The following is a 24,515-nucleotide window of genomic DNA, read 5'->3' on the forward strand; positions in this document are numbered from 1 at the left end:
CCCCCGAACCCACCCCCGCCCCCTCCCCCGAAGGGGGAGAGGGGGGAGGGGGCGGGGGAGAAATCCGGAGGGGGTCCCGGCCGCGCCGGTTCAGCTCCGGCGCCCCGCCCTGGCCGTTCGCCCGGCGCCTCAGCCCCATCCGCCCGCCCAATCCCTCAGCTCCGGCGGGAACTCAGGGCGCAGGCGGCGGCGGTGGCGGCGGCCGCGATCAGGGCAGTGACGGCGAGCGGCAGCCAGGGGGTGCTGACCGTCCCGTGGATGGAGCCGGTGACCAGTCCCGATACGGCGGCGTTGGCGGGCGAGGCGCCCAGCACCGACAGCAGCAGGGCGGCGATCAGGCCCGTCGGAATGCTCCAGCCGGTGCTGCGCAGCACCGGCCAGTTGCTCAGCGCGCCGATGGCGGTGCCCATCAGCAGACACACCAGCGCGGCGAGCAGCCCGGAGAAGGCCGCGGGCAGGACCGGAACGGCCACGTAGTGGTTGTTGGAGTGCGGGTCCGACAGCGACAGGACCACTGCGGTACCGATGAGTGCGAGCAACAGCCCGGTGCCGGCCGCGGTCAGCACACAGGCGAGGTGCACCCGGCTGGGCCCGGCGGCGGCCGCGGTGCAATTGCGGGCGGCCGGCGGCTCGTTGGTGACACAGACCCGGGTCAGCCATACGGCGGTTGGCAGCAGGCCGCCGGCGGCGTAGCCGAACGTGCCGAGGATCGGGTCGCCGTTCCGGATGCCGATGGTCAGCCAGACGGCGTAGAGGATGACCGGCGGCAGCCAGCGGTAGGAGCCGAGGAGCAGTGCCGTCTGATAGCGGAGGAGAGCGATCACGGGAGCGGGGCCTCGTCGGGTGCGGGGGCATCGTCGGTGACAGGGGCGGTGCCGGGGGCGTCGTGCGGCCGTGGGGCGGCGGTGACCGCGCGGATGTGCCAGGGCGGACGGGCGGTGAGCAGGGCGCGCAGCAGGGCGTCGGAGTGCGCGGCCGGAACCGTCAGCCGGGTCGTCCCGTCCGGTCCGGGCGCGATCTCCGGTCCGCCGGGCAACTGCGGCGCTCCGGCGGCCGGCAGGCTGCGCGGTGCGCCCTCGGCCTCGATGACCACGCAGGGACCGGCCACGGCCGTCGCATCCGCTGCCGTCCCGCTCTCCTCGTGGGCCACCACCCGCCCGTCCGTGACCCGGTAGCGGGCGTCGGCCGCGCCCGCCAGCCGCTGCGGGTCGTGGTCGACGAACACGACGGTGCCGCCGTCCGCGACCCGTTCGGCGACCACGCGGTCGAGCACGTCACGCGCGCCGCGGTCCAGGCCGGTCCAGGCCTCGTCCAGGACCAGGAGTTCGGGATCGGCGAGCAACGCCTGGGCGACCGCGACCTTCTGGCTCGTCCCCTTGGACAGCTCGGCCATCCGGGTGGGCGCATGGCCGGCCGCCCCGAAACGTTCGAGCCACTCGGTGGCGCGACGGACCGCTTCGGGTCCGCGCAGGCCGTGGATGCGGCCGAGGTGGGTGAGGTAGCCGACGGCGGTGAAGGGCAGCGCGGCCGGGAAACGTTCGGGCACATAGGCGCTGCGCGGGCGGCCGGTGATACGTCCGGTGCTGGGCCGGTCGATCCCTGCCAGCAGCCGCAGCAAGGTGGACTTCCCGCTGCCGTTGGTCCCTTCGACCCGCAGCAGCGCACCTTCGGGCACGTCGAGCTGCACCTCCCGCAGCACCCAGGGGCCACGCACTCCGTAGCGGCGCCCCACCCCGTCCAGCCTCATGCGTTCCGGCACCTCCGCTGCCTCCGGGCGGCCCCGTCCGCTCCGCCGTCCCCGACGGTAGCCGGACCGGCGGCCCGGCGCCCGCCGGGGGGCGCGATCCGCCCCGTCTTACATGGGGCAACCCCGGGACGGGCAACCGGAGTTGGCCATTCCGCTCACCGGGAGGCCGCCGGGAGCCGGGTCGGCGGGGCGGGAAGGCAGGAGCCGTGCCGGGGCCGCTGTCGGTGGCGGCTGGCAAACTGAACGGGTGACCAGCACCGAGACCGCCGGACAGCCCGGCAACGACTCCGACAGCCCTTTGCGCCACGAAGAAACCGACCGGGACGCGGCGCCGCAGTTCGTGCTGCCGCTCGTCGCGCGGATCGAGCGGGCCGAGCCCCCGGCGCGTACGGACGCGCTGGAGACGGCGGCGCGGGCGGTGCTGGTGCTGCTGTCGGACGAGCGGTCGGCCGGGGACGGCGAGTGGGCCGCGGCGGTGCGGGACTGGCAGGACGCCCGGATCCGGAAGGTGGTGCGGCGGGCGCGCGGCGCGGAGTGGCGGCGGGCCGAGGCGCTGCCGGGGATCACCGTCACCGGCCACCGCGCCGAGGTGCGGGTCTTCCCGCCGGTGCCGCTGGACGGCTGGCCGAAGGACCTGGCGCGTCTACAGGTCTCCGGCACGGAGCTGGACGATCCCGAGCCGCCCGGTGCGCCCGCCGCGGGCGCACCGGTGCTGTGGCTCAATCCCGGGCTGGAGATGTCGGCGGGCAAGGAGATGGCGCAGGTCGGGCACGGTGCGCAGCTGGCCTGGTGGGAGCTGTCCGAGGAGGAGCGGGCGACCTGGCGCGCGGCCGGCTTCCCGCTGTCCGTACGAGCCGCCGGGCGCGCGCAGTGGAAGGAGCTGACCCTCAGCGGTCTGCCCGTGGTGCGCGATGCCGGGTTCACGGAGATCGCGCCCGGGATGACGGTGGTGGCCGAAGGGGCGGACCGCGTCAGGTCCCTCCCGCGCTGACGCCGGCCAGAGGCGGGCCGCTCCTGCGTCGAGCACGCCCTGCGCCGTTGCCCTCCGGCCCCTTGGCGTCGGCGGACCACGGCAGCGCGAGTCGGGCGGTGTATCAGGTGGTGAGGGTGGCTACGGGGTCGAGGCCGTAGGTGCGGGCGTAGCCGTTCTCGGCGCCGACGAGGAGGTCGACGACCTCGAAGTAGCGGTCCCAGAACGGGGTTTCGCGCAGCGCGTCGATGAGGAGCTGGTAGGCGTCGTGGTCGTCGGCTTCCCAGACCCAGACGTCGGTGACGCGGGTGGAGTAGAACTCCGTGTCGTAGAAGCGTGACCGGACGCCGGTGGTCTTGGCCTTGACGGCGGGGATCACCTGGGTGGTGAAAGCGTTCACCCGTTCCTGGGGGGTCATGGCCAGCCACTCGGGCTTGGTCTTGATGAGCATGAACGCGGTGACCGGCGGGGCGGCTGCCTCAGCGGGCATGACGGGTGCCTCCGAAGTGGTGGATCGTTCTGGTGCGGCGGGCATCGTGTGTTCCGGTGACGGGGTGGCGCGGCTTCAGGAGAGGACGACGGGCTTGAGGGTCTCGGCGCACCACCGTTCGAAGGTGGTGCGGGAGGCGGTGTCCGGGGTGCGGGCGACGCCCGCGTCGAGACCCTCGTCCTTGGCCCGCTTCATGTCGGCGATGCCCTGGACGAACGCCTCGTTGAGGCCGTAGCCGACGAGGGTGGTGTACAGCTCGTCGAGCGGCCGGCGTTCGTAGCGGACGGGGCGGCCGAGCTGCTCGGTCATGATGCGGGCCAGGTCGTCGGGGGACAGGTCCTGCGGCCCGAGGACCGGGACGCTGTCGCTGCCGGTCCACGAGCGCTCCAGCAGCAGGCCGGCGGCGACGGCCGCGATGTCGGCGACGGCAACAAGGGGAGCCTTGCGGTCCGCGTCGACGGCGTCGGTGAAGACGCCCTTCTCACGGATCGAGTCGGCCTCCTCCAGGAGGTTCTCGAAGAAGGACGGGTTGGCCAGGGCCCGGTAGGCGACGCCGGTGTCGGCGAGGAGGCCGTCCATGGCGAGGGAAGCGGTGACGAGTCCCGCGCGGTCGGCGAGCGGGGTGCCGCGGCCGAGCGCGGAGACGCCGACGACGTGGCCGACGCCGTGAGCGGCGAGGGCCTTCGCGGCGGGGCGGGTGAAGCCGCAGTAGGCGTCCTGCGGGGCCAGGGAGGCGTCCGGGGGAACGAGCCAGAACACGGCGTCCGCACCCTCGAAAGCCCGGTCGACGACCCCGGCGTCGCCGTGCGAGCCGGTGATCACCTCGACGCGTTCACGCACCGCATCGGGAAGCCGGGCGGGGTCGCGCACGACCACGCGCAATTCCTCGTCGTGGGCGGGGGCGGACTCCAGGAGCAGGGGCAGCAGGTGGCGGCCGATGTTCCCGGTGGGAGCAGTGATGACGATCATGAAAACCTCGGGGGTCGCGTGCCGGATCGGTACGTCCCTCATCCTGCGGAGGACCACAGTGTTGCCACAATGGGAACTTCAGCACGGGATACTTGCCTGAAATGGAATAACGCACTTGAGCAGCAGTCCGGACCCTGTCATCGACGCCCAACTCGCCGTCGCGTTGGACGCCCTGCTGGCCGAGCAGAGCGTCACCCGCGCCGCCGCCCGCCTGCACACGTCCCCCGCCGCCATGAGCCGCACGCTCGCCCGCCTCCGGCGCATCCTCCAAGACCCCCTCCTGGTCCGGGCCGGCCAGACCATGGTCCCCACGCCCCGCGCCCAGGCCCTGCGCGAGGAGGCCGCCGCGGTGGTGCGCCGTCTCGGAGCGCTGCTCGCTCCCGGCACCGGCGTCGACCCCGCCGCCCTGCACAGCACCTTCACCCTCCAAACCGCCGACCTGATCGGCGCGGCACTCGCCCCCGGGCTGCTGCGGCTGGCGCGGCAGGAGGCGCCAGGGGTGTCGTTGCGGTTCCGGGCCGAGGAGCTGGAAGCCGGACCGGCCCTGCGCGAGGGCCGGATCGACCTGGAGATCGGGTCCATCGACCACGTCGATCCCGAGACCCAGGTCGAAGAGCTGGTCACCCTCCGGATGGCGGCGGCCGTCCGGCCCGGCAACCCCCTCGCCGAAGGGCCCCTGACCCCGGACCGGCTCGCTGCCGCCGAACACGTCGTGGTGAGCCGCCGCGGCCGCTTCACCGGCCCCCTGGACACCGCCCTGGCCGAGCGGAACCTCCAGCGGCGGGTCGCTGTCGTCCTCCCGAGCCACCTGGCCGCGATGACCCTCGCCGCCCGCAGCGATGTCGTCTGCCTCATCCCCACCGCGCTCCCCGGCGCCGCCCCCTCCCCCCTCACCGACCCCGCCACCACCCTCGGCCTGCGCCTCCTCGACATCCCGCTGCCCCTGCCGCCGCTGACGGTCGGCATGGCATGGCACCCCCGCCACGCAGCCGACGGAGGCCACTACTGGCTCCGCGACGCCGTGCGCCGGACTCTTCACGCACCAGCGGGCTCGGCCGTGGAGGGCCGCTGAGGTGCCCGCCGGGCGCCGGGCCCCGGCCGGATCGGGCCACCGCGGCGAGGGCCTTCCCGAGCGGGCTCCGCGCGCCCGCGCCCCCGCCGCACCGAGCCGCCGAGCGCCCCCGCGACGTCGCGCAGGAAGCTCAAATCAACCTCTGAACTCGTCCGCTCCAGGGTTCGGTGAGCCGTGCCGGGGCCATGAGTACCCACACCACGGAGCGAGAGGGGGAGCCATGGAGCGCCTTGGTACGGGGATCGGCTGGCGGCCGGAAATCGCCGCGGAAATTGCGGAGCTGCCCGGGGTGGACTGGGTCGAGGTGGTGGCGGAGAACCTCTGCGCCGACCATCTGCCGCACGCCCTGGAGGAACTGCGCGAGCGCGGCACGACCGTCATCCCGCACGGAGTCTCGCTCGGCCTCGGCGGCGCCGAACGCCCGGACTCCGGCCGGCTGGCCGCCCTCGCCGAGCGCGCCGAGCTGCTGGGCGCCCCACTGGTCACCGAGCACATCGCCTTCGTCCGGGCCGGCGGTCGGCTCACCGCCTCCCCGCGCATGGAGGCCGGGCATCTGCTGCCCGTACCGCGCACTCGTGACGCGCTGGACGTGCTGTGCGCGAACGTACGCATCGCCCAGGACGCGCTGCCGGTGCCGCTGGCGCTGGAGAACATCGCCGCCCTCATCAACTGGCCGGGCGAGGAACTGACCGAGGGCCAGTTCCTGACCGAACTCGTCGAGCGGACCGGGGTGCGGCTGCTCATCGATGTCGCCAACCTCCACACGAACCACATCAACCGGGGCGAGGACCCGGCGGTCGCCCTGGACGAGCTGCCGATCGAGGCCCTGGCGTACGTCCATGTCGCGGGCGGTGTGGAGCGGGACGGGGTGTGGCACGACAGTCATGCCCACCCGGTGACCCGTCCTGTGCTGGACGTCCTCGCGGAGCTGTGTGCCCGGACCACCCCGCCCGGTGTGCTGCTGGAGCGGGACGAGGACTTCCCCGAGGGCGGGGAGCTGGCCGGTGAACTCGATGCGATACGCACCGTGCTGAAGGAGGCCCGCCATGTCCGAGCGGTCTGAAGCGGCGCCGGAGACCGCGCCGGACGCCCGCAGCCGGCGGGACACGGCCCCCGTCCCCGACCCGGCGTCCGACACGGTGACGGGCAGCGGCGCAGGCGGCGAGACGGCCGAGGGCACCGAGGCCGCCCGGCAGCGGCTGGCGCTGGCGCAGACCGCGCTGCTGTCCGCGCTGGTCGCCGGGACACCGGCCCCCGAGGGCTTCGACCGCACGCGGCTGCGGGTGCAGAGCCGGGCGCTGACCGCCAAGCGGGCCGCCGTCGTCGCCAAGGTCGCGCCCGAGCTGCCCGAGATCCTCGGCGCCGGCTACCGGGCCGCGTTCCTCGGCTATGCGCGGCACCGGCCCATGAGTGGCGGCTACCGCCAGGACGCCCTGGACTTCGCGGCGCATCTGCTGGCCCAGGGGCGCCCCGAAGACCCGGCCGCCCACCAGCAGTTGACGCGCTGGTGGCGTGATCGCACGGGCCCCAAGCCGCCGTCCGCACGGCCCGTGGCCCGTATGGCCCGTGCCGTCCGGCTCGCCCTGCACCGGAGGTGAGCGCGATGTCCTTCGTCCCATGGGTGTATCTGGGGGTCGGTGCCTCCTCGCTGGTGCTGCTCTTCGGCGCGGCCCGGGTGCGTCTGCGGACGCCGTCCGTCCGCCGGAAGGACGCCCTGGCACACGAGGTGTGGGAGACGGCGTTCCTCGCCGGCGGGCCCGGTCGGGTGGTGGACGCCGCGATCGCCGGAATGCACGAGGACGGTCGGCTGGCGGTGGGCGGCCCGGGAGTGGTGACCGTACGGCAGGCCGTTGGCCACGACGCGGTCGAGGCAGCCGTACTGGACGCCATCGCCCGGACGCCGGGCGGCGGTCTGGCCGTGCTGCGCGCCACGGCGATGCGCAGCACGGCGGTCCAGGGAGTCGGTGACCGGCTGGCGGCCCGCGGTCTGCTGCGGCGTCCGGAGCTCGGCCGTGGCTGGCGCCGGCTGGCGAGCGCCCACCGGACGGCCTGTGTGGTGCTCTTCTTCGTCACGCTGCTGCTGTCCTTCGTCGGTGACGCCCCGTCCGGGCCGCCGCCGGTCCTCCGGACGATCCCCGCGGTGATCGGTGGTCTCTTCGTGGGGGCACTGTGCGGGAAGGTGTTCACCCGCCGGATCACCAAGGCGGGATCGTCCGCCCTGCGCTCCGCGAAGGCGGCCCGCTCCGCCGGCGGCGGCGTGGGCGGGGCCTGGCAGCCGGCCGCGCTGGTGGTGGCGCTCGGCGGTACGGCGCTGATCGCGGACGAGCTGCTGCGGCAGCAGTTCGACGAGGCACAGCGGGCCACGGCCGCCGCATCGGGCGGCGGTTCCTCGTCCGGTGACGGCGGGGGCGGCTCGGGGGGCGAGGGCGGCTCCTGGTGCGGCTCCTCCGACGGCGGTTCCGGGTCCGGCTGCGGCAGCAGCGGTGCCTCCTGCGGCAGCGGCTCGTCGTGCGGGGGTGGTTCGAGCTGCGGCGGCGGTTCAGGCTGTGGGGGCGGGGGCTGCGGCGGCGGCTGAGGGCCGGCATCCGTGGCGCCCGTATGATGAGAAATTTTGTGGCGGTTTTTGTACTGATCCCGTAGAACCACGGTCATGTGGCTCCTTTTCTTTCTCATCGCCTCGGCTGCGGCGGTGCTGTCCTGTGCGCTCCTCTGCCGTGCCGCGGTCGCCGCCGCGCGCACCACCCGCCCGGCCCCGGAGGCGGCAGCCGGGGCCGTCCCGGATCCGGCCGACGGGGGCCACCGCCCCGGACTGACCCTCTACGAGATGGCCTACCTCTCCGGTGGCCCGCACCGGCTCGCCGATCTGGTCCTGGTGCTGATGGCCCAGCAACGGCGGCTGCTGCTCGCCGACACCGGCTGGGCGACCGTCGTCGACCCGGTCGGCAAGGACGCCGTCGAGCGCGCCACGCTGAGCGCCATCGGGCCCGAAGGGCAGCGCCGCATACCGGCGATACGGGACGCCCTGGCCGGCGACGACGCGGTGCGGGAGGTGGCCGACCGGCTGGTGACCGACGGGCTCGCGCTGCCCGTCGCGGCCCGCCCGGGCATCGCCACCGCCGTCCGCCTGGTACAGGGCGCCGCTCTCCTGGTGCCGCTGTCCGCCGCCGCCTCCTACGGGACGGCGCCGTCCGGTGCGGACCACGGGCCGCTGCTGGCCTGGTTCGCGCTCCCGCTGATCGTCACCCTCGGCACCTGGGCCGTGGCCCGCTTCGAGCTCCACCCGTACAGCGAGTGGGCCACCCACGCGGGCGAACGGCAACTGCCCAGCACTTCCGACTCCCCCGCCGCTCCTGCCTCACTCACCTCTTTCGCCCTCCGAGGCCCTGTAGCCCTCACCGACCCCACGTTGCGCGCCGCGCTCCACTCTTCCGGGGCATAGCCTCCGACACCGGTGCCAGGTGCTTTACATCGACAATCGCCGCCCCAACTATCCCTTTTGTATGCACACACGAAGGGACGGCCAGTGAGAGCACTTGCGTTGTACGGCACCATCGGGTCGCTGTTGGTGACAGCCCTCGCCACTGCCCCGGCAGGCGGCGCCACGGGGGCCACCGCAGCGCCACCCGCACCCGTGGCGCACCGCATCGGCTTCGGCCGCTGTGCACCGGTGGAGCATCTGCCGTCGACCGTCGAGTGCGGCAGACTCACCGTTCCCCTCGACTATGCGCGCCCCGACGGCAAGAAGATCCACCTGACCGTCAGCCGGGTCCGGGCCACCGCGCGCGGCGAACGGCAGGGTTCCCTGGTCTTCAACCCCGGCGGCCCCGGCGCCTCCAGCATGGAGTTCCCGCTCTACGGCGGGCTCCCCAAGTGGAGCAAGCTGGCCCGCGCCTACGACTTCGTGGGCTATGCGCCACGCGGTGTGGGCCGCTCGGCGCCGCTGTCGTGCCAGGACCCCAAGGAGTTCGCCAAGGCGCCCACCGACAGCCGGACCCACCCCGATGCGGCCTTCAAGCGCCGGAAGGTGGCCGAGGCCAGGGAGTACGCCCGCGGCTGCGTCCGCCGGGCCGGTGCGGACCTGCCCTACTACAACTCCGTGAACAATGCCCGCGATCTGGACATGCTGCGGGCCGCGCTCGGCGAGAAGAAGCTGAATTTCATGGGCGCCTCGTACGGGACGTACTTCGCCGCGGTCTATGCGACGCTCTTCCCCGGCCACGTCCGGCGGATGCTCTTCGACAGTGTCGTCAACCCCGCGCCCCGGCAGATCTGGTACCGCAACAACCTCGACCAGGACGTCTCCTTCCAGCGCCGCTGGAGCGACTTCCTGCGCTGGACCGCCCGGCACAACAGCCACTACCGCCTCGGCACGACCGTGCGGGCCGTGCAGCACGCCTACGACTCGGCCGCGAACAAGCTGCGCCACCATCCGCTCAACGGGAAGATCGGCGCCGGCCAGCTCCAGTCGGCGTTCCTCAAGACCGGTTACAACGACGCCTTCTGGCCGATGCGCGCCGAGGCGCTCTCGGGGTATCTGCACGGCGACCCCAAGCCGCTGATCGCCCAGGCCATGCCGCGCTCCGGCGGTGCCCAGGCCGAGGAGAACGGCAACGCCGTCTACACCGCCGTGGAGTGCAATGACGCGCGCTGGCCGCACGACTGGCGGACCTGGGAACGGGACAACACGGAGATCGCCCGGACCGCGCCGTTCGAGACCTGGGACAACGCGTGGATGAACCTGCCGTGCGCCTTCTGGCCCGACCGGACGCAGACGGCCTCGGCCGAGCTCGCCGCCGCGGTGCACCGGGCGGACGGCCACGCCGGCGGAGCGGACCTGGCCGAGGTCGCCGGCCGTGCGGCCTCGACCGAATTCGACGAGGCGCTCCACGGTCCGCGCAGTCCGCTCGACATCCACACGGAGCCCGGCGCGCTGCCGCCGGTGCTGCTGCTGGCGGCCGAGCGGGACGCGGCAACGCCGTACCGAGGGGCACTGGAGTTGCAGCGGCGGCTGCCCGGCTCCTCGCTGGTGACCGAGAACAGGTCGGGCACCCACGGCATCGCGTTCGGTGACAACGCCTGCGTGAACAAGCACGCCGAGGCGTATCTGCTGCGCGGGAAGATCCCGGCGCACCGGGTGTACTGCGGGCCGCGGGCGGAGCCGGTGCCGGGCCAGCAGGCGACCCGGGCGCAGCACGCGCTGCCGGGGAAGTAACCGGGACCGCATACGCCACGGGCCGCCCTCTCGGGGGCGGCCCGTGGCGCTGTGTGCGGTGTGTGCGCCCGGCCGGGCGCACCGCCCGTCCGGTTACGCCAGACCCGCGACCAGCTCGGAGAGCGGCTTGCGGCGCCCGGTGTAGAACGGGATCTCCTCGCGGACGTGCATCCGCGCCTCGGAGCCGCGCAGATGACGCATCAGGTCGACGATGCGGTAGAGCTCATCGGCCTCGAAGGCCAGCACCCACTCGTAGTCGCCGAGCGAGAACGACGGCACGGTGTTGGCGCGCACGTCCGGGAAGCCGCGGGCCATCTTGCCGTGGTCGGCCAGCATGCGGCGGCGGTCCTCGTCGGGGAGGAGGTACCACTCGTAGGAGCGCACGAAGGGGTAGACGCTCACATAGGCGCGCGGCTGCTCGTCGGCCAGGAAGGCCGGGATGTGCGACTTGTTGAACTCGGCGGGGCGGTGCAGCGCCATGTTCGACCACACCGGCTCCAGCGCACGGCCCAGACGGGTACGGCGGAAGAGGTTGTACGCCTCCTGGAGAGCGTCCGAGCTCTCCGAGTGCCACCAGATCATCACGTCGGCGTCGGCGCGCAGGCCGGACACGTCATAGGTGCCGCGGACCACCACGTCCTTGGCCGCGAGCTGCGCGAACAGCTCCTCGACCTCCTCGGCATAGCCGCCGCGGTCGTCCGGGAGGACGTCGCGCAGCTTGAACACCGACCAGAGGGTGTAGCGGATGATCTCGTTGAGGTCCTTGGCCTTCTTGCCGGCGTGCGGAACCTTCTCGGGCGCCGCGGGTGCCTGCGGTGCGGAAGCGGGAGTGGAAGCGTCTGTCATGTCGTCCATTCTCACTCGGCGGGGACGGAGTCCGGGCGCAGGGTGGCGAGGATGTCGTCGGCGGCCGTGCGGGCCGAGGCGATACAGGCCGGGATGCCGACGCCCGTATAGAGCGCACCGCACACCCGCAGGCCCGGAAGCTGCGCCACGGCGTCCTGGATCCGGCCCACCCGCTCCAGGTGGCCGACCGGGTACTGGGGCAGCCCGCCGTCCCAGCGGGTGACCCGGGAGGCGACCGGCGCGGCGGTCAGCCCGACCGCCTCCCGCAGGTCCGCCCGCGAGAAACCGGCCAGTTCGGAGTCCTCGCGCGCCAGGTCCGCCTCGTCGCCGTGGCGGCCGATGGAGGTACGCAGCACGAAGAGGTCCGGGTCGAAGCCGCCGGCCCAGCCCCACTTGTTGCTCGAGAAGGTGGACGCCTTGATCTTGCGGCCGTCCACGGGCGGTACGAGGAAGCCGCTGCCGGTCAGCCGCTCCTCGACGTCCGCCCGGCGGAAGGCCATGGTCACCAGCGCCATGGAGGCGTACTCGACGGAGTTCAGCTCGGCCGCGGCCGGCCCGCAGACGGGGGCGAGGAGGCGGGCCGTGGCGTGCGCGGGGGTGGCGAGGACGACGGCGTCCGCGGTGAGCGCGGCACCGTCGAGGTCGAGCTGCCAGCCCTGGGAGGACCGCCGCACCGCGGTGACTGCGGTGCCCGTACGGATCTCGCCGCCCTTGGCCCGTACGGCATCGGCCACCGCGCCCGGCAGCGTCCCGATGCCGCCCTCGATGCCCATGAAGACGGGGCCGGTCGCGGCGGCCCCGGCCTGGTGGACGGCAGCGGCGGACCGCGCCTGAATGCCCCGGACGCCGTCGAGCAGCGAACGGTTCGTCCGCGCGGCCTCGAACAGCGGGGGAACGGCGGCACGCATCGAGATCTGGTAGGCGTCGCCCGCGTACACCCCGCCGAGGAGGGGCTCCACGAGCCGGTCGACGACCTCGCGGCCCAGACGTTCGGCGACGTAGGCGCCGACGGCAACGTCCTCGCCGACCTCCGTGCGCGGCAGCCGGGTGTCCTCGTCGATACGGGCGAGGCCCTCCGGGGAGATGACACCGGAGGCGGCGAGCGGACCGAGGTCGCCGGGGACGCCCATGACATGGCCCTTGGGCATCGGGCGCAGCGCGCCGCGCGTCCACAAGGACGCCGTCGCCGTGGTGGGCGGCTGGAGCCGGTCGCCGATCCCGACGGCGCGCGCGAGTTCCACCGCCTCCGGCCGCCGGGCCAGCATCGATTCGGCACCCAGATCGACCGGTACGCCCTCGATCTCGCCCGCGTACAGCTTGCCGCCCAGCCGGTCCGCCGCCTCCAGGACGGTCACCCGGGCGCCGCCTTCGAGCAGCCGGTGCGCCGCCGCCAGCCCGGAGATGCCTCCACCGATGACGACCACGTGACCGGTGCTGCCGGGCCCGTGGCCCGTACGGGTGTGCGCTGCGCTCATGCCCCCACTCTCTCAGAGCACGCCGACCGGACCGGGGCCGGATCACGCTCCGCGCCACGTCCGCGGCGGCCGGGCAAGGTGACCGGGAGCCCCGTTGACAGCGGGCAGCGGCGGGCAAAGACTCTTGGTCGGCGGGTGGCGATCTTCGTACCGCCCGCCGACCGTCGAACCGGGACAGCGAGGCAGGGCCTGATGACCGACCCACGCGTACGGGATGTGTACATCGTCGACGCCGTACGGACCCCCGTCGGCAAGTACGGCGGCGCGCTGGCCGCGATCCGGCCGGACGATCTCGCGGCCCATGTGGTCAAGGCCCTGGTGGACCGCACCCCGGACCTCGATCCGGCGCGGATCGACGACGTCTGTTTCGGGGACGCGAACGGCGCGGGCGAGGACAACCGCAATGTGGCGCGGATGGCGGTACTCCTCGCCGGGCTGCCGGTGACCGTCCCCGGCGTGACCGTGAACCGGCTGTGCGGGTCCGGTCTGGAGGCGGTCATCCAGGCGGCCCGCGCCATTGCGCACGGCGATGCGCATATCGCGGTGGCGGGCGGTGTGGAGTCGATGAGCCGTGCGCCCTATGTGCTGCGCAAGCCCGAACGCGCCTTCCCCGCGGGCCATCAGGAGATGTTCTCCTCGACGCTGGGCTGGCGCATGGTCAATCCACGGATGGCCCCGGAGTGGACCGTCGCGCTGGGCGAGGGCGCCGAGCTGATCGCCGACCAGCACGGCATCACCCGCGAGCAGCAGGACGTCTTCGCGCTGGCCAGCCACCAGAAGGCGGTCCGCTCCTGGCGGGAGGGCGCCTACGACGCGGAGGTCGTGCCGCTGCCGGAGGTCGAGCTCGTGCGGGACGAGACGATCCGTGAGGCGTCCTCCCTGGAATCGCTGTCCAAGCTGAAGCCGGTGTTCCGTACGGCGGGAGGCACGGTCACCGCCGGGAACTCCTCACCGCTCAACGACGGTGCGGCCGCGCTGCTGCTGGTCGACGAGGAGGGGCTGCGGGCCACGGGGCGCGAACCGCTGGCCCGTATCCGCGCGAGTGCGGTGACCGGCGTCGAGCCGCAGCTGTTCGGTCTGGGGCCGGTGGAGGCGGTGCGGCGTGCGCTGGAGCGGTCCGGGCGGGACTTCGACGAGGTGGCGACGTTCGAGCTCAACGAGGCGTTCGCGGCCCAGGCGTTGGGCTGCATCGGGCAGTGGCCCGAGCTGGACCCGGCCGTGGTGAATCCGCGCGGCGGCGCCATCGCCATCGGCCACCCGCTGGGGGCCTCCGGAGCCCGACTCGCGGGGTCGGTGGCCCACCAGCTCGCCGCCCTCGGCTCGGGTACGGGGCTCGCCGCGCTGTGCATCGGCGTGGGGCAGGGGCTGGCGCTGGTCCTGGAGCGCTGAGGCCCCTGGGCAATACCGTGCGAAGCGGCACGGCGGAGCATGCATACGACGAAGGAGCCACGGCATGACGGCGGAGCAGTTGGTGATCGTCGGGGGCGATGCGACGGGGATGGCGGCCGCCTCGCAGGCACGCCGCCTGAGGAGGCCCGTCGAGCTGGCGGTCACCGCGTTCGAGCGCAGCCACTTCGCCTCGTACTCCGCCTGCGGCATCCCCTACTGGGTGGGCGGCGAGGCCGACGGCCCGGACGCGCTGATCGCCCGGACGCCGGAGGAGCACCGCGCCCGGGACATCGATCTGCGGATGCGCCACGAGGTCACCGAACTCGACCTGGAACGCGGCCGGGTACGCACCCGGGAGCTGGACAACGGCGGCCGGGAGTCATGGACCGGCTTCGACAAGCTGGTGCTGGCGACCGGCGCCCGCCCCCGCCGCCCCGACCTGCCGGGGATCGACGCACCCGGTGTGCACGGCGTGCAGACCCTCGACGACGGCCGGGCGCTGCTGGACTCCCTGGACGCCGCACCGGGCAGGCGGGCGGTCGTCGTGGGTGCCGGCTACATCGGTGTGGAGATGGCCGAGGCGCTGATCCGCCGCGACTACGAGGTCACCGTCCTGGAGCAGAGCGCCCAGCCCATGTCCACCCTCGACCCGGACATGGGCGCGCTCGTCCATCAGGCGATGTGCGCGATGGGCATCGAGACGGTGCGCGGGGCGACCGTCACCGGCGTGCTGACCGACGGGGACGGCAGGGCCCGCGCGGTCACCGCCGAGGATGCCGAGTACCCGGCGGATGTGGTCGTGCTGGGCCTGGGCGTACGCCCCGAGACCACGCTCGCCGCCGCGGCCGGGCTGCCGCTGGGCGAGTCCGGCGGGCTGCTCACCGACCTCGGGATGCGGGTCCGCGGCCAGGAGCACATCTGGGCGGGCGGCGACTGTGTCGAGGTCCTCGACCTGGTCTCCGGACAGCTGCGCCATATCGCGCTGGGCACCCATGCCAACAAGCACGGACAGGTCATCGGCGCCAATGTGGGCGGCGGTTATGCGACCTTCCCCGGTGTGGTCGGCACGGCCGTCAGCAAGGTCTGTGATCTGGAGATCGCCCGGACGGGGCTGCTGGAACGGCAGGCGCACGCCGTCGGTCTGCGCTTCGTGACGGTGACCGTCGAGGCCACCAACCGCGCCGGCTACTACCCCGGCGCCCGCCCGATGCACGTCAAGATGCTCGCCGAACGCCGTACGGGCCGGCTGCTGGGTGTGCAGATCGTCGGCCGTGAGGGTGCGGGCAAGCGGGTGGACGTCGCGGCCGTCGCGCTGACGGCCGGAATGACCGTGGAGCAGATGACCGCCCTCGACCTCGGCTATGCCCCGCCGTTCTCGCCGGTCTGGGACCCCGTCCTGGTAGCGGCCCGCAAGGCCACGGCCGCCGTACGGGACGCCGGGGCCTGACGGTCCGGCACCGCAGGCCCTTTCTCGTCTTCCCGTCCCGGTTCGGCCGTGGCCCTCCGGTTCCGCTCAGCGGGCCGTCTGCGTGTGGACGTATTCGACGAGGCGGGTCAGCGCGTCCGGGTCGGTGGAGGGCAGTACACCGTGGCCGAGGTTGAAGATGTGGCCTTCCAGGCCGGCGGCCGCGTCGAGGACCTCACGGGCCTTGGTCTCGACGGCCTCGCGGGGCGCGAAGAGCACGGCCGGGTCGATGTTGCCCTGCAACGCCTTGCCGGCACCGACGCGGCGGGCCGCCTCGTCCAGCGGCACCCGCCAGTCGACGCCCACGACATCCGCGCCCGCCTCGCCCAGCAGGCCGAGGAGTTCTCCGGTGCCGACGCCGAAGTGGATCCGCGGGACGCCATGGCCCTCGACCGCCTGCAAGACCTTGGTGGAGGCGGGCATCACGGAGCGGCGGTAGTCGGCCGGCGAGAGCGCGCCGACCCAGGAGTCGAAGAGCTGGACGGCGCTCGCCCCGGCCTCGATCTGGACCTTGAGGAAGGCGGAGGTGATGTCGGCGAGGCGGTCCAGCAGGTCGGCCCACAGCTGCGGGTCGCCGTACATGAGGGCCTTGGTGCGCTCGTGGTTGCGCGACGGGCCCCCCTCGACGAGGTAGCTGGCAAGCGTGAAGGGCGCGCCGGCGAAGCCGATCAGCGGCGTGCTGCCCAGCTCGCGGACCAGCATCCCGATGGCCTCGGTGACGTACGAGACGTCACCGGGCTCGAGGGTGCGCAGCTGCTCCAGGTCGGCGCGGGTGCGGATCGGGTTCTCGACGACCGGGCCGACACCGGGCTTGATGTCGAGGTCGATACCGATGGCCTTGAGGGGGACGACGATGTCGCTGAAGTAGATGGCGGCGTCGACGTTGTGGCGGCGCACGGGCTGGAGCGTGATCTCGGTGACCAGTTCGGGCCGCATGCAGGAGTCGAGCATCGCGATGCCCTCGCGGACCTTGCGGTACTCGGGGAGTGAGCGCCCGGCCTGACGCATGAACCACACCGGCGTGTGCGGCACCGGCTCACGCCGGCATGCCTTGAGGAAAGCCGAGTCGTGCGTACCGGTCTGCTGCTGGCCCGTGGGGCATTCGTTGGCGCTCACGCCCCAAATCTTCGCACGACGGCACCCCCGCCGAATTGGCCAGGTGGCCGATATCTCCGCATGCGCCCGGGGGCGCCTCCGAATGGGCGACGCGCGCACCGGGTGTCCTCCCCGTATGCGGGCCCGGTTCCGCCTAATCTTCCGGGCATGGCTGCGGCTCACGAACACCTCGCGGACAGCGCGGACGAGGCCCCGATCCCCTTCCGTAACGCGGTCGAGGCGCTCCGCGCGGCACGACTGCGGCCGGAGATCGAGATCGACCCTACGCCCGCCCCGAAACGGCTCGCCCCGTATGCGTATGCGCTGGAGGCGGCGGTCGTCGAGCGCGGATCCGGTCCGGACGGCGAGGACAAGGATCTGGCGGACGGCCGGCTGGTGGTGCTGCACAACCCGGCCGGCGACGACACCTGGCAGGGCACCTTCCGGGTGGTGACGCTGGCGCGGGCGGAGCTGGAGCCGGAGATGGGCGCCGATCCGCTGTTGCCGGAGGTGTCGTGGTCCTGGCTCACGGGTGCGCTGGATGCGCGCGGGGTGCGCTACGGCGCACCGAGCGGGACGGTCACCCGAGCCGGCTCGCACTACTTCGGCGGGCTGGCGGCGCGTGAGCCCGCGACCCAGATCGAGATCCGGGCGTCATGGACACCGGCCGAAGGGCCCGACGGAGTGCCGGAGCTGGCGGTGCATCTGTCGGCGTGGTGCGATCTGCTGTGCCAGGTCGCGGGCCTACCGCCGGCCACGCTCGACATGACGCCGCGCGGCGGAATCGTCCCGCTGCCGCAGCGTCGTGGCGCACAGCCCCGCTGAGCTGCGCTTTTCCTTGCGGTCCGAGCCGCGGTGATCATGTTTGTACAGAGCCGGTCCCAGTGATCGTTCCTGCCCGGCCGACGCCATGATCACCGCGCCGCCGCCTGCCGCAAGCAGTCCGGGCGGCAGCGCGTACGGCTTTGATCATCTCGATGCACACCGAATGCTCACCTCTGATCGATCACGCATCCGATTTGCCCGAATTGCCCCTAACTAAATCGTGATCAAAGTCTAAAGTCCCGCCGGATTACTGCCGAAGAGGTCAGTGACCCTTCAAACACGGATCATTCCGGCTCCCCCCAGCCGGATTCCGTCCCCCGCCACTCCCCCCAGGAGGCCCGGTGTCTGTTCTCCTCGAGCAACCTTCGAGCCTGGTCGCCTACCGCCCGAACAAGCCGACGGCCATGGTCGTCGTGGCCGACCCTCGCGTCCGCTCCACCGTCACCCGCCACCTGTGGGCTCTCGGAGTGCGTGACGTGATCGAGGCGTCGTCCATCGCGGAGGCCCGTCCCCGCGTCGGCAACCCACGCGACATCTGCGTTGCCGACGTCCACCTTCCCGACGGCTCCGGCCTCACGCTCCTGTCCGAGACCCGGGCGGCGGGATGGCCCAACGGCCTCGCGCTGTCCGCGGCCGACGACATCGGCGCCGTACGCAACGCCCTGGCCGGCGGCGTCAAGGGCTATGTCGTCACCGGTACCCGCACCAACCTGGGCCTTCCCGGCCGCCCCGGCACCTCGCCGATCGGCGCCAACGCGGCCCGTATGCAGCGTCGTCCTCCGGGCGCCCCCGGCCACCCCGGCGGCTACCGGGAGCTGTCGGGCCGCGAGGTCGAGGTGTTGCGGCTGGTGGCGGAGGGCCAGTCCAACAAGGCCATCGGCGTCTCGATGGGGCTGTCGGCACTGACCGTGAAGAGCCACTTGGCCCGCATCGCACGCAAGCTCGGCACCGGTGACCGGGCCGGAATGGTGGCGGTGGCACTGCGCACCGGCATCATTCACTGACCGTTCATCCGACCGGCTCGCCCGTCGAGGGAACGTTCCCTCGACGGGCGACGTGCATACACAGATACCCTTGACTGGTGACCGACGCCCAAAAGACCGCAGCAGACACGACACTGCGAGCGACCGGAGACTCGCCTCCGGATTCCCGACCGGCGCCGGTCCCTCTCCTGGAGCCCCGCGAGGGCATCCCCCCGGTGACCGCCACGGACGAGGCACTCGCCGAGATCGTGGCCGCTTTCGCGGCCGGTAGGGGCCCGGTGGCCGTCGACGCCGAGCGGGCCTCGGGCTACCGCTACGGCCAGCGCGCCTACCTCGTACAGCTGCGCCGCGAAGGTGCCGGCAGCGTGCTGATCGACCCGGTCGGCTGCCCCGACCTGTCGGCACTGGGCGAGGCGATCGGCGACACCGAGTGGGTGCTGCACGCCGCCACCCAGGACCTGCCGTGCCTGCGTGACATAGGGATGGTTCCCACCCGGCTGTTCGACACCGAGCTGGCCGGACGGCTGGCCGGCTTCGCCCGGGTCGGCCTGGGTGCCATGGTCGAGAACGTTCTCGGCTTCGCTCTGGAGAAGGGCCACTCCGCCGTCGACTGGTCCACCCGCCCGCTGCCCGAGCCGTGGCTGCGCTATGCCGCGCTCGACGTCGAGCTGCTGGTGGATCTGCGCGACGCGCTGGAGGAGGAGCTGACGCAGCAAGGGAAGCTGGAGTGGGCCCGGCAGGAGTTCGCGGCGATCGCCGCCGCTCCCCCGCCACCGCCCCGCAAGGACCCCTGGCGCCGCACATCCGGCATGCACAAGGTCCGCCGGCGCCGCCAGATGGCCGTCGTACGGGAGCTGTGGACGGCCCGTGACCAGGTGGCCCAGCGGCGCGACGTCTCACCGGGCAAGGTGCTCGGTGACGCCGCGATCGTGGAGGCGGCGCTGAATCTGCCGGCGAACAGCCATGCGCTGGCCGCGCTGCCCGGTTTCGGCCACCGCATGGGCCGCCGGCAGCTGGAGCAGTGGCAGGCCGCCGTCGACCGCGCCCGCGCGCTGGCCGAGAACGAGCTGCCGCAGCCCGGCCAGCCGCTCAACGGCCCGCCGCCGCCCCGCGCCTGGGCCGACAAGGACCCGGTCGCCGCGGCCCGGCTGTCGGCCGCCCGCGCCGCGGTCACCTCGCTCGCCGAGAGCCTGAATCTCCCGCAGGAGAATCTGATCACTCCGGACACGGTGCGCCGGCTGTGCTGGGAACCGCCGGCCGAGCCGACCCGGGAGTCGGTCGCCGAGGTGCTGACGGGCCATGGCGCCCGCCCCTGGCAGATCGAGCAGGTCGCGCCGATCCTCACCGAGGCGCTGCTGACGGACACCGACTGACGCCGGCAGCGGCCCGGCTCCCGTACGCCGTGCCGCCCGCCGTCGCTCCGCCGCATGCCCTCGTCGCGGTAACCGGCCGCCGTGACGGCGGGATTCCCCTCCCGTCGTCACGGCGCGGCACGGGACCGGCGCCCTCTCCCGGACGGGAGGAGGGCGCCGGGGCAGTCCGTGCGGCGGGACTCAGTCCTCGCTGACGTGCATCGACAGGACCTTGCCGGTGGCCGCGTCGATCTCGTACATCGTCTGGTTCCAGTCGTCGGGGGTCACGACGCCCACGGTCCAGGCCGCCGTGTCGCCCCCGTTGTCGGCGTCGCCGAGTCCGATGGTGGTGACGGTGCCCTTCGTCTTCTCGGTGGCCGTCTTGGCGGCCTGCTGGGCCGTGACCTTGGCCTTGGACAGCCGGGCGGCCAGCTGCTTCTTGTCGTCGGGGTCGTCGGACTGGGTGTGCGGCTGAGCCGCCTTTCCGGAGACGGCATCGACGCGGACGGCGGACACCGTCCCGTCATCCGTCGCGACCACGATGCTCCAATAGGGGGCGTCGGGCGACCCCTTGAGCTCCGCGGCGATCGCCTCCGAGGCGGGGACGGCAGCGACCCCCGCCTTCAGCGCCTGCTCGTAGTCCACCTTGGCCTTGGGGATCAGGGCCTTTCGCCGGGCCCGGTCCTCGCTGAGCGAGCCGCTCGGGGAGGCGGGGGCGGAGGCGGGCACCGCCCGCGAGGGGACCGCGCCGGGGCTTCCCGTGTCGGCCTTGTCGCTTGTCCCGCAGCCCGACAGCAGCGCACCCACGGCGGCGACGGCGCAGACCAGACCGATCGCGCGCGGCCCCGCCGGACGCCCGCGCCGGATCACGACACCACTCCTGTTCGTATCCATATGGGCACTTTAAGTGCGTAATGGGATGAATTGCGCCAAGACTCGGCGGCATTCAGTCGTTTTCGATCGGCCGTTCACCGCCGGAAGCCGGTCGGGAGCGGGGTGAGCGGCGCCTCCATCCGGTGTGACCTTCACCGCTCCGGGCGGTGGGGGTGTGCAGCTTGGTTACCCGTAAGTAGCATGTCGGTGTGAAGCGTCCCCCGGGGCGCCCCGCAGCAGTGCCATCCCGCACCTGGAGGAGAGCCAACGTGCCTCGTACCGCTAGGGACGTCGTCTTCGTAGACGGCGTCCGCACCCCGTTCGGCAAGGCGGGCCCGAAGGGCATCTACCACGAGACCCGCGCCGACGATCTCGTCGTGAAGGCCATCCGGGAGCTGCTGCGCCGCAACCCGGCCCTGGACCCCGCGAAGATCGACGAGGTCGCCATCGCCGCCACCACCCAGATCGGTGACCAGGGCCTGACCCTCGGCCGTACGGCCGGCATCCTCGCCGGCCTGCCGCAGTCCGTGCCCGGTTACTCCATCGACCGCATGTGTGCCGGTGCGCTGACCGCCGTCACCGCCACCGCCGGCTCCATCGCCTTCGGTGCGTACGACGCCGTCATCGCCGGCGGTGTCGAGCACATGGGGCGCCACCCCATGGGCGAGGCCGTCGACCCGAACCCGCGGTTCGTCAGCGAGAAGCTCGTCGACGAGTCCGCCCTGTTCATGGGCATGACCGCGGAGAACCTCCACGACCGCTACCCGCACATCACCAAGCAGCGCGCCGACGAGTACGCCGTGCGCTCGCAGGAGAAGGCGGCAAAGGCGTACGCGAACGGCAAGATCCAGCAGGACCTGGTGCCGATCTCGGTGCGCAACACCAACGCGGAGGTCGGCGAGACCGGCTGGGGCCTGGTGACCGCCGACGAGCCGATGCGTCCGGGCACGACCCTGGAGAACCTCACCGGCCTGAAGACGCCGTTCCGTGCGCACGGCCGCGTCACGGCCGGCAACGCCGCGGGTCTCAACGACGGCGCCACCGCCTCGATCCTCGCCTCCGAGGACTTCGCGCGGGAGAACGACCTCCCGGTCAAGATGCGCCTGGTCTCCTACGCCTTCGCGGGCGTCGAGCCCGAGGTCATGGGCTACGGCCCGATCCCGGCCACCGAGAAGGCCCTCGCCAAGGCGGGCCTCGGCATCGAGGACATCGACCTGTTCGAGGTCAACGAGGCGTTCGCCGTGCAGGTGCTCGCCTTCCTCGACCACTACGGCATCGCCGACGACGACGCGCGCGTCAACCAGTACGGCGGCGCCATCGCCTTCGGCCACCCGCTGGCCTCCTCCGGTGTCCGTCTGATGACGCAGCTGGCCCGGCAGTTCGAGGAGCAGCCGGAGGTCCGCTACGGCCTGACCACCATGTGCGTCGGCTTCGGCATGGGCGCGACGGTCATCTGGGAGAACCCGAACCACAAGGACGCCGGAGGCAGCAAGTGAGCATCACCACCGCCGAGCTTCTGAAGGGTGCGGCCGAGCTGTTCCCGGACGAGGTCGTCACCCAGGCGCACGTCCGCCACCTCGATCTGCCGTACGGCGCGGGCAAGTTCGCGCTGATCACGCTGGACAACGGCTTCGACCACACCAAGCCGACCACCTTCGGTCCCGGCTCGCTCGCGAACCTCAACACCGCGATCGACCAGGTCGAGAAGGAGGCCGCGGACGGCGGCATCGTCGGCGTCGGCATCACCGGCAAGCCGTTCATCTTCGCCGTCGGCGCCGACCTCAAGGGCGTCGAGCTGCTGGGGCGGCACGAGGACGCGCTGGCCATCGGCAAGGGCGGCCACGAGGTCTTCAAGCGCCTCGCCGGGCTCGCCGTGCCGACCTTCGCCTACTACAACGGTGCCGCGATGGGCGGTGGCGTCGAGGCCGGTCTGCACTGCTCCTACCGCACCGTCTCCAAGGCGCTGCCGGCCTTCTCGCTGCCCGAGGTCTTCCTCGGTCTCGTCCCGGGCTGGGGCGGCTGTGCGCTGCTGCCGAACCTCATCGGCGCGGAGAAGGCCGTCTCGGTCATCATCGAGAACTCGCTCAACCAGAACAAGCAGCTCAAGGGCAAGCAGGTCTTCGACCTCGGCATCGCGGACGCGATCTTCGAGGGCGCGGACTTCCTGGAGCAGTCGCTGATCTGGACCGCGAACGTCCTCAAGGGCGACGTGGCCGTCGAGCGCGCCGAGATCGACCGTGGCGAGGCCTGGGACCAGGCCGTCGCCAAGGGCAAGTTCATCGCCGACGGCAAGGTGCACGGCGCCGCCCCGGCCGCCTACCGGGCGCTGGACATCATCGCCGCCGCCAAGAGCGGGGACCTCCAGGCCGGTTTCGACGCCGAGGACCAGGCGCTCGCCGACCTGATCATGGGTGGCGAACTCCGCGCCGGCATCTACTCGTTCAACCTGGTGCAGAAGCGTGCCAAGCGGCCCGCGGGTGCGCCGGACAAGGGCCTGGCGCGTCCGGTCAGCAAGGTCGGTGTCGTCGGCGCCGGTCTGATGGCCTCGCAGCTGGCGCTGCTGTTCCTGCGCCGTCTGGAGGTGCCGGTCGTGCTGACCGACATCGACCAGGAGCGCGTCGACAAGGGTGTGGGCTACGTCCACGGCGAGATCGACAAGCTGCTCGGCAAGGGCCGGATCAACCAGGACAAGGCCAACCGCCTCAAGGCCCTGGTCTCCGGTGTCCTCGACAAGGCCGAGGGCTTCTCCGACGCCGACTTCATCATCGAGGCCGTCTTCGAGGAGATCGGCGTCAAGCAGCAGGTGTTCGCGGAGGTGGAGGCCGTCGCCCCGGCGCACGCGATCCTCGCCACCAACACCTCCTCGCTGTCGGTCTCCGAGATGGCGTCGAAGCTCAAGCACCCCGAGCGGGTCGTCGGCTTCCACTTCTTCAACCCGGTCGCGATCCTGCCGCTGCTGGAGATCGTGCGCGGCGAGAAGACCGATGACGCCTCGCTGGCCACCGCCTTCGCCGTCGCCAAGAAGCTGAAGAAGACCGCGGTGCTCACGAAGGACGCCCCGGCGTTCGTCGTCAACCGCATCCTGACCCGCTTCATGGGCGAGATCCAGAACGTCATCGACGAGGGCACCCCGGTCGAGACCGCCGAGAAGGCCATCGAGCCGCTCGGTCTGCCGATGTCGCCGCTGGTGCTGCTGGAGCTGGTCGGCCCGGCGATCGGTCTGCATGTCTCCGAGACCCTCAACGGTGCCTTCCCGGACCGCTTCAAGGTCTCCCCCAACCTGAAGGCCGTCGTCGAGGCCGGCAAGCGCGGCTTCTACGTCTACGACTCCGGCAAGCCGGAGCTGGACCCCGAGGTCGCCGCGCTCCTCAAGCAGGGCGACTCGGTGCTGACGGAGGAGCAGGTCCGCGACCGCGTCCTGGACGCGGTGGCGCAGGAGATCGGCCTGATGCTGGACGAGGGTGTGGTCGCCGAGGCGCAGGACATCGACCTGTGCCTGATCACCGGCGCCGGCTGGCCCTTCCACCTGGGCGGCATCACGCCGTACCTGGACCGCGCGGGCGTCTCCGAGCGGGTGCGGGGCAAGAAGTTCCTGGCCCCGGGCGTCGCGAGCGTGCCTGCGTAAGGGTGCGGCACTGAGGACGGGAAGCGCGGGCCGGCTCGGCGGAGCCGGCCCGCGCCTTCATGTGTCAGGAGCCGCCCGGCCCACCCGCCCTTCCGGGCCCCGACCACGCGAACGGCGCCGGCCCCGG

The 24,515-nt window shown here is 72.6% G+C and carries 20 protein-coding genes and 1 pseudogene; 13 read left to right on the top strand and 8 right to left on the bottom strand.

Features of this window, described 5'->3' with window-relative positions; genetic code table 11:
* Positions 1-155: 155 nt before the first annotated feature.
* Positions 156-824 (bottom strand): hypothetical protein, encoded by a 669-nt coding sequence (locus IF67_RS0134675; RefSeq protein WP_030992497.1) that lies wholly within the window; start codon positions 822-824, stop codon positions 156-158.
* Positions 821-1,747, bottom strand: coding sequence for an ATP-binding cassette domain-containing protein (locus IF67_RS0134680; RefSeq protein WP_030992499.1), 927 nt, complete (start codon positions 1,745-1,747; stop codon positions 821-823). The genes IF67_RS0134675 and IF67_RS0134680 overlap by 4 nt, the downstream gene beginning before the upstream one ends.
* A 247-nt stretch (positions 1,748-1,994) precedes the next feature.
* Here IF67_RS0134680 and IF67_RS0134685 point away from each other — a divergent pair, with 247 nt between their 5' ends.
* A complete protein-coding gene (locus tag IF67_RS0134685) occupies positions 1,995-2,738 on the top strand; it encodes a peptidyl-tRNA hydrolase (RefSeq protein WP_030992500.1) in 744 nt (247 codons plus the stop codon).
* Between the two features lie 103 nt (positions 2,739-2,841).
* Here the strand turns inward: IF67_RS0134685 and IF67_RS0134690 are convergent, their stop codons facing one another.
* Together IF67_RS0134690 and IF67_RS0134695 are read right to left on the bottom strand one after the other, a co-directional pair.
* A complete protein-coding gene (locus tag IF67_RS0134690; protein ID WP_030992503.1) occupies positions 2,842-3,207 on the bottom strand; it encodes a darcynin family protein in 366 nt (121 codons plus the stop codon).
* A gap of 75 nt (positions 3,208-3,282) precedes the next feature.
* On the bottom strand, positions 3,283-4,176 hold the full coding sequence (locus IF67_RS0134695) for an NAD(P)H-binding protein (protein ID WP_030992504.1): 894 nt from the start codon (positions 4,174-4,176) through the stop codon (positions 3,283-3,285).
* Positions 4,177-4,291: 115 nt separating this feature from the next.
* On the opposite strand from IF67_RS0134695, the gene IF67_RS0134700 reads away from it, so the two are divergent.
* The 5 genes and pseudogenes from IF67_RS0134700 (at position 4,292) to IF67_RS0134720 (ending at position 10,460) form a co-directional block, all read left to right on the top strand.
* Positions 4,292-5,248, top strand: a complete 957-nt coding sequence (locus IF67_RS0134700) for a LysR family transcriptional regulator (RefSeq protein ID WP_037840226.1) — start codon at positions 4,292-4,294, stop codon at positions 5,246-5,248.
* 220 nt (positions 5,249-5,468) lie between these two features.
* A pseudogene (locus IF67_RS46070) lies at positions 5,469-6,846 on the top strand (DUF692 domain-containing protein).
* 5 nt (positions 6,847-6,851) lie between these two features.
* A complete protein-coding gene (locus IF67_RS0134710; protein WP_030992508.1) occupies positions 6,852-7,823 on the top strand; it encodes a TIGR04222 domain-containing membrane protein in 972 nt (323 codons plus the stop codon).
* A 75-nt stretch (positions 7,824-7,898) separates the two neighbouring features.
* Complete coding sequence (locus IF67_RS0134715; protein ID WP_030992510.1) at positions 7,899-8,687, top strand: TIGR04222 domain-containing membrane protein; 789 nt, start codon at positions 7,899-7,901, stop codon at positions 8,685-8,687.
* 84 nt (positions 8,688-8,771) lie between these two features.
* A complete protein-coding gene (locus tag IF67_RS0134720) occupies positions 8,772-10,460 on the top strand; it encodes an alpha/beta hydrolase (RefSeq protein WP_030992511.1) in 1,689 nt (562 codons plus the stop codon).
* Positions 10,461-10,553: 93 nt separating this feature from the next.
* Here IF67_RS0134720 and hemQ read toward each other — a convergent pair whose 3' ends face one another.
* Together hemQ and hemG are read right to left on the bottom strand one after the other, a co-directional pair.
* Positions 10,554-11,306 (bottom strand): hydrogen peroxide-dependent heme synthase, encoded by a 753-nt coding sequence (gene hemQ / locus IF67_RS0134725; protein ID WP_030992513.1) that lies wholly within the window; start codon positions 11,304-11,306, stop codon positions 10,554-10,556.
* 11 nt (positions 11,307-11,317) lie between these two features.
* The gene (hemG, locus tag IF67_RS0134730; protein ID WP_030992514.1) at positions 11,318-12,781 is read right to left on the bottom strand and encodes a protoporphyrinogen oxidase; all 1,464 of its coding nucleotides are present in this window, start codon (positions 12,779-12,781) and stop codon (positions 11,318-11,320) included.
* Between the two features lie 192 nt (positions 12,782-12,973).
* On the opposite strand from hemG, the gene IF67_RS0134735 reads away from it, so the two are divergent.
* Entirely contained in the window at positions 12,974-14,170 is a 1,197-nt protein-coding gene (locus tag IF67_RS0134735) for a thiolase family protein (protein WP_030992516.1), read from the top strand.
* 64 nt (positions 14,171-14,234) lie between these two features.
* The gene (locus tag IF67_RS0134740; protein WP_030992517.1) at positions 14,235-15,617 is read left to right on the top strand and encodes an FAD-dependent oxidoreductase; all 1,383 of its coding nucleotides are present in this window, start codon (positions 14,235-14,237) and stop codon (positions 15,615-15,617) included.
* A gap of 66 nt (positions 15,618-15,683) precedes the next feature.
* On the opposite strand, the gene hemE is transcribed toward IF67_RS0134740, so the two are convergent.
* Positions 15,684-16,751, bottom strand: coding sequence for a uroporphyrinogen decarboxylase (gene hemE, locus IF67_RS0134745; RefSeq protein ID WP_030992519.1), 1,068 nt, complete (start codon positions 16,749-16,751; stop codon positions 15,684-15,686).
* Between the two features lie 147 nt (positions 16,752-16,898).
* Between hemE and IF67_RS0134750 the strand changes: the two genes are divergently transcribed.
* The 3 genes from IF67_RS0134750 to IF67_RS0134760 all read left to right on the top strand — a co-directional run bounded on the left by IF67_RS0134750 (position 16,899) and on the right by IF67_RS0134760 (position 19,911).
* Positions 16,899-17,555, top strand: coding sequence for a DUF3000 domain-containing protein (locus tag IF67_RS0134750; protein ID WP_030992521.1), 657 nt, complete (start codon positions 16,899-16,901; stop codon positions 17,553-17,555).
* Between the two features lie 341 nt (positions 17,556-17,896).
* On the top strand, positions 17,897-18,559 hold the full coding sequence (locus IF67_RS0134755) for a response regulator transcription factor (protein ID WP_018536954.1): 663 nt from the start codon (positions 17,897-17,899) through the stop codon (positions 18,557-18,559).
* A gap of 77 nt (positions 18,560-18,636) precedes the next feature.
* The gene (locus IF67_RS0134760; protein ID WP_030992522.1) at positions 18,637-19,911 is read left to right on the top strand and encodes an HRDC domain-containing protein; all 1,275 of its coding nucleotides are present in this window, start codon (positions 18,637-18,639) and stop codon (positions 19,909-19,911) included.
* Positions 19,912-20,091: 180 nt separating this feature from the next.
* Here IF67_RS0134760 and IF67_RS0134765 read toward each other — a convergent pair whose 3' ends face one another.
* On the bottom strand, positions 20,092-20,784 hold the full coding sequence (locus tag IF67_RS0134765; RefSeq protein ID WP_234341542.1) for a PepSY domain-containing protein: 693 nt from the start codon (positions 20,782-20,784) through the stop codon (positions 20,092-20,094).
* A gap of 248 nt (positions 20,785-21,032) precedes the next feature.
* Here IF67_RS0134765 and IF67_RS0134770 point away from each other — a divergent pair, with 248 nt between their 5' ends.
* Together IF67_RS0134770 and IF67_RS0134775 are read left to right on the top strand one after the other, a co-directional pair.
* Entirely contained in the window at positions 21,033-22,259 is a 1,227-nt protein-coding gene (locus IF67_RS0134770; RefSeq protein ID WP_030992524.1) for a thiolase family protein, read from the top strand.
* A 2-nt stretch (positions 22,260-22,261) separates the two neighbouring features.
* Positions 22,262-24,388: a 3-hydroxyacyl-CoA dehydrogenase NAD-binding domain-containing protein gene (locus tag IF67_RS0134775; RefSeq protein ID WP_030992525.1), complete on the top strand. Its 2,127-nt coding sequence runs from the start codon at positions 22,262-22,264 to the stop codon at positions 24,386-24,388.
* The last annotated feature ends 127 nt before the right edge of the window (positions 24,389-24,515 follow it).

Origin of the sequence: Streptomyces sp. NRRL S-1813, from assembly GCF_000719605.1 — a bacterium.
Classification (GTDB): Bacteria; Actinomycetota; Actinomycetes; order Streptomycetales; family Streptomycetaceae; genus Streptomyces; species Streptomyces decoyicus.

Excerpts from the sequence above, each read along its gene's own strand:
- IF67_RS0134680 (WP_030992499.1), bottom strand. The coding sequence starts at position 1,747 with ATGAGGCTGGACGGGGTGGGGCGCCGCTACGGAGTGCGTGGCCCCTGG.
- IF67_RS0134690 (WP_030992503.1), bottom strand. The coding sequence starts at position 3,207 with ATGCCCGCTGAGGCAGCCGCCCCGCCGGTCACCGCGTTCATGCTCATC.
- IF67_RS0134695 (WP_030992504.1), bottom strand. The coding sequence starts at position 4,176 with ATGATCGTCATCACTGCTCCCACCGGGAACATCGGCCGCCACCTGCTG.
- IF67_RS0134710 (WP_030992508.1), top strand. The coding sequence starts at position 6,852 with ATGTCCTTCGTCCCATGGGTGTATCTGGGGGTCGGTGCCTCCTCGCTG.
- IF67_RS0134715 (WP_030992510.1), top strand. The coding sequence starts at position 7,899 with ATGTGGCTCCTTTTCTTTCTCATCGCCTCGGCTGCGGCGGTGCTGTCC.
- hemQ (WP_030992513.1), bottom strand. The coding sequence starts at position 11,306 with ATGACAGACGCTTCCACTCCCGCTTCCGCACCGCAGGCACCCGCGGCG.
- hemG (WP_030992514.1), bottom strand. The coding sequence starts at position 12,781 with ATGAGCGCAGCGCACACCCGTACGGGCCACGGGCCCGGCAGCACCGGT.
- IF67_RS0134735 (WP_030992516.1), top strand. The coding sequence starts at position 12,974 with ATGACCGACCCACGCGTACGGGATGTGTACATCGTCGACGCCGTACGG.
- IF67_RS0134740 (WP_030992517.1), top strand. The coding sequence starts at position 14,235 with ATGACGGCGGAGCAGTTGGTGATCGTCGGGGGCGATGCGACGGGGATG.
- IF67_RS0134750 (WP_030992521.1), top strand. The coding sequence starts at position 16,899 with ATGGCTGCGGCTCACGAACACCTCGCGGACAGCGCGGACGAGGCCCCG.
- IF67_RS0134765 (WP_234341542.1), bottom strand. The coding sequence starts at position 20,784 with ATGGATACGAACAGGAGTGGTGTCGTGATCCGGCGCGGGCGTCCGGCG.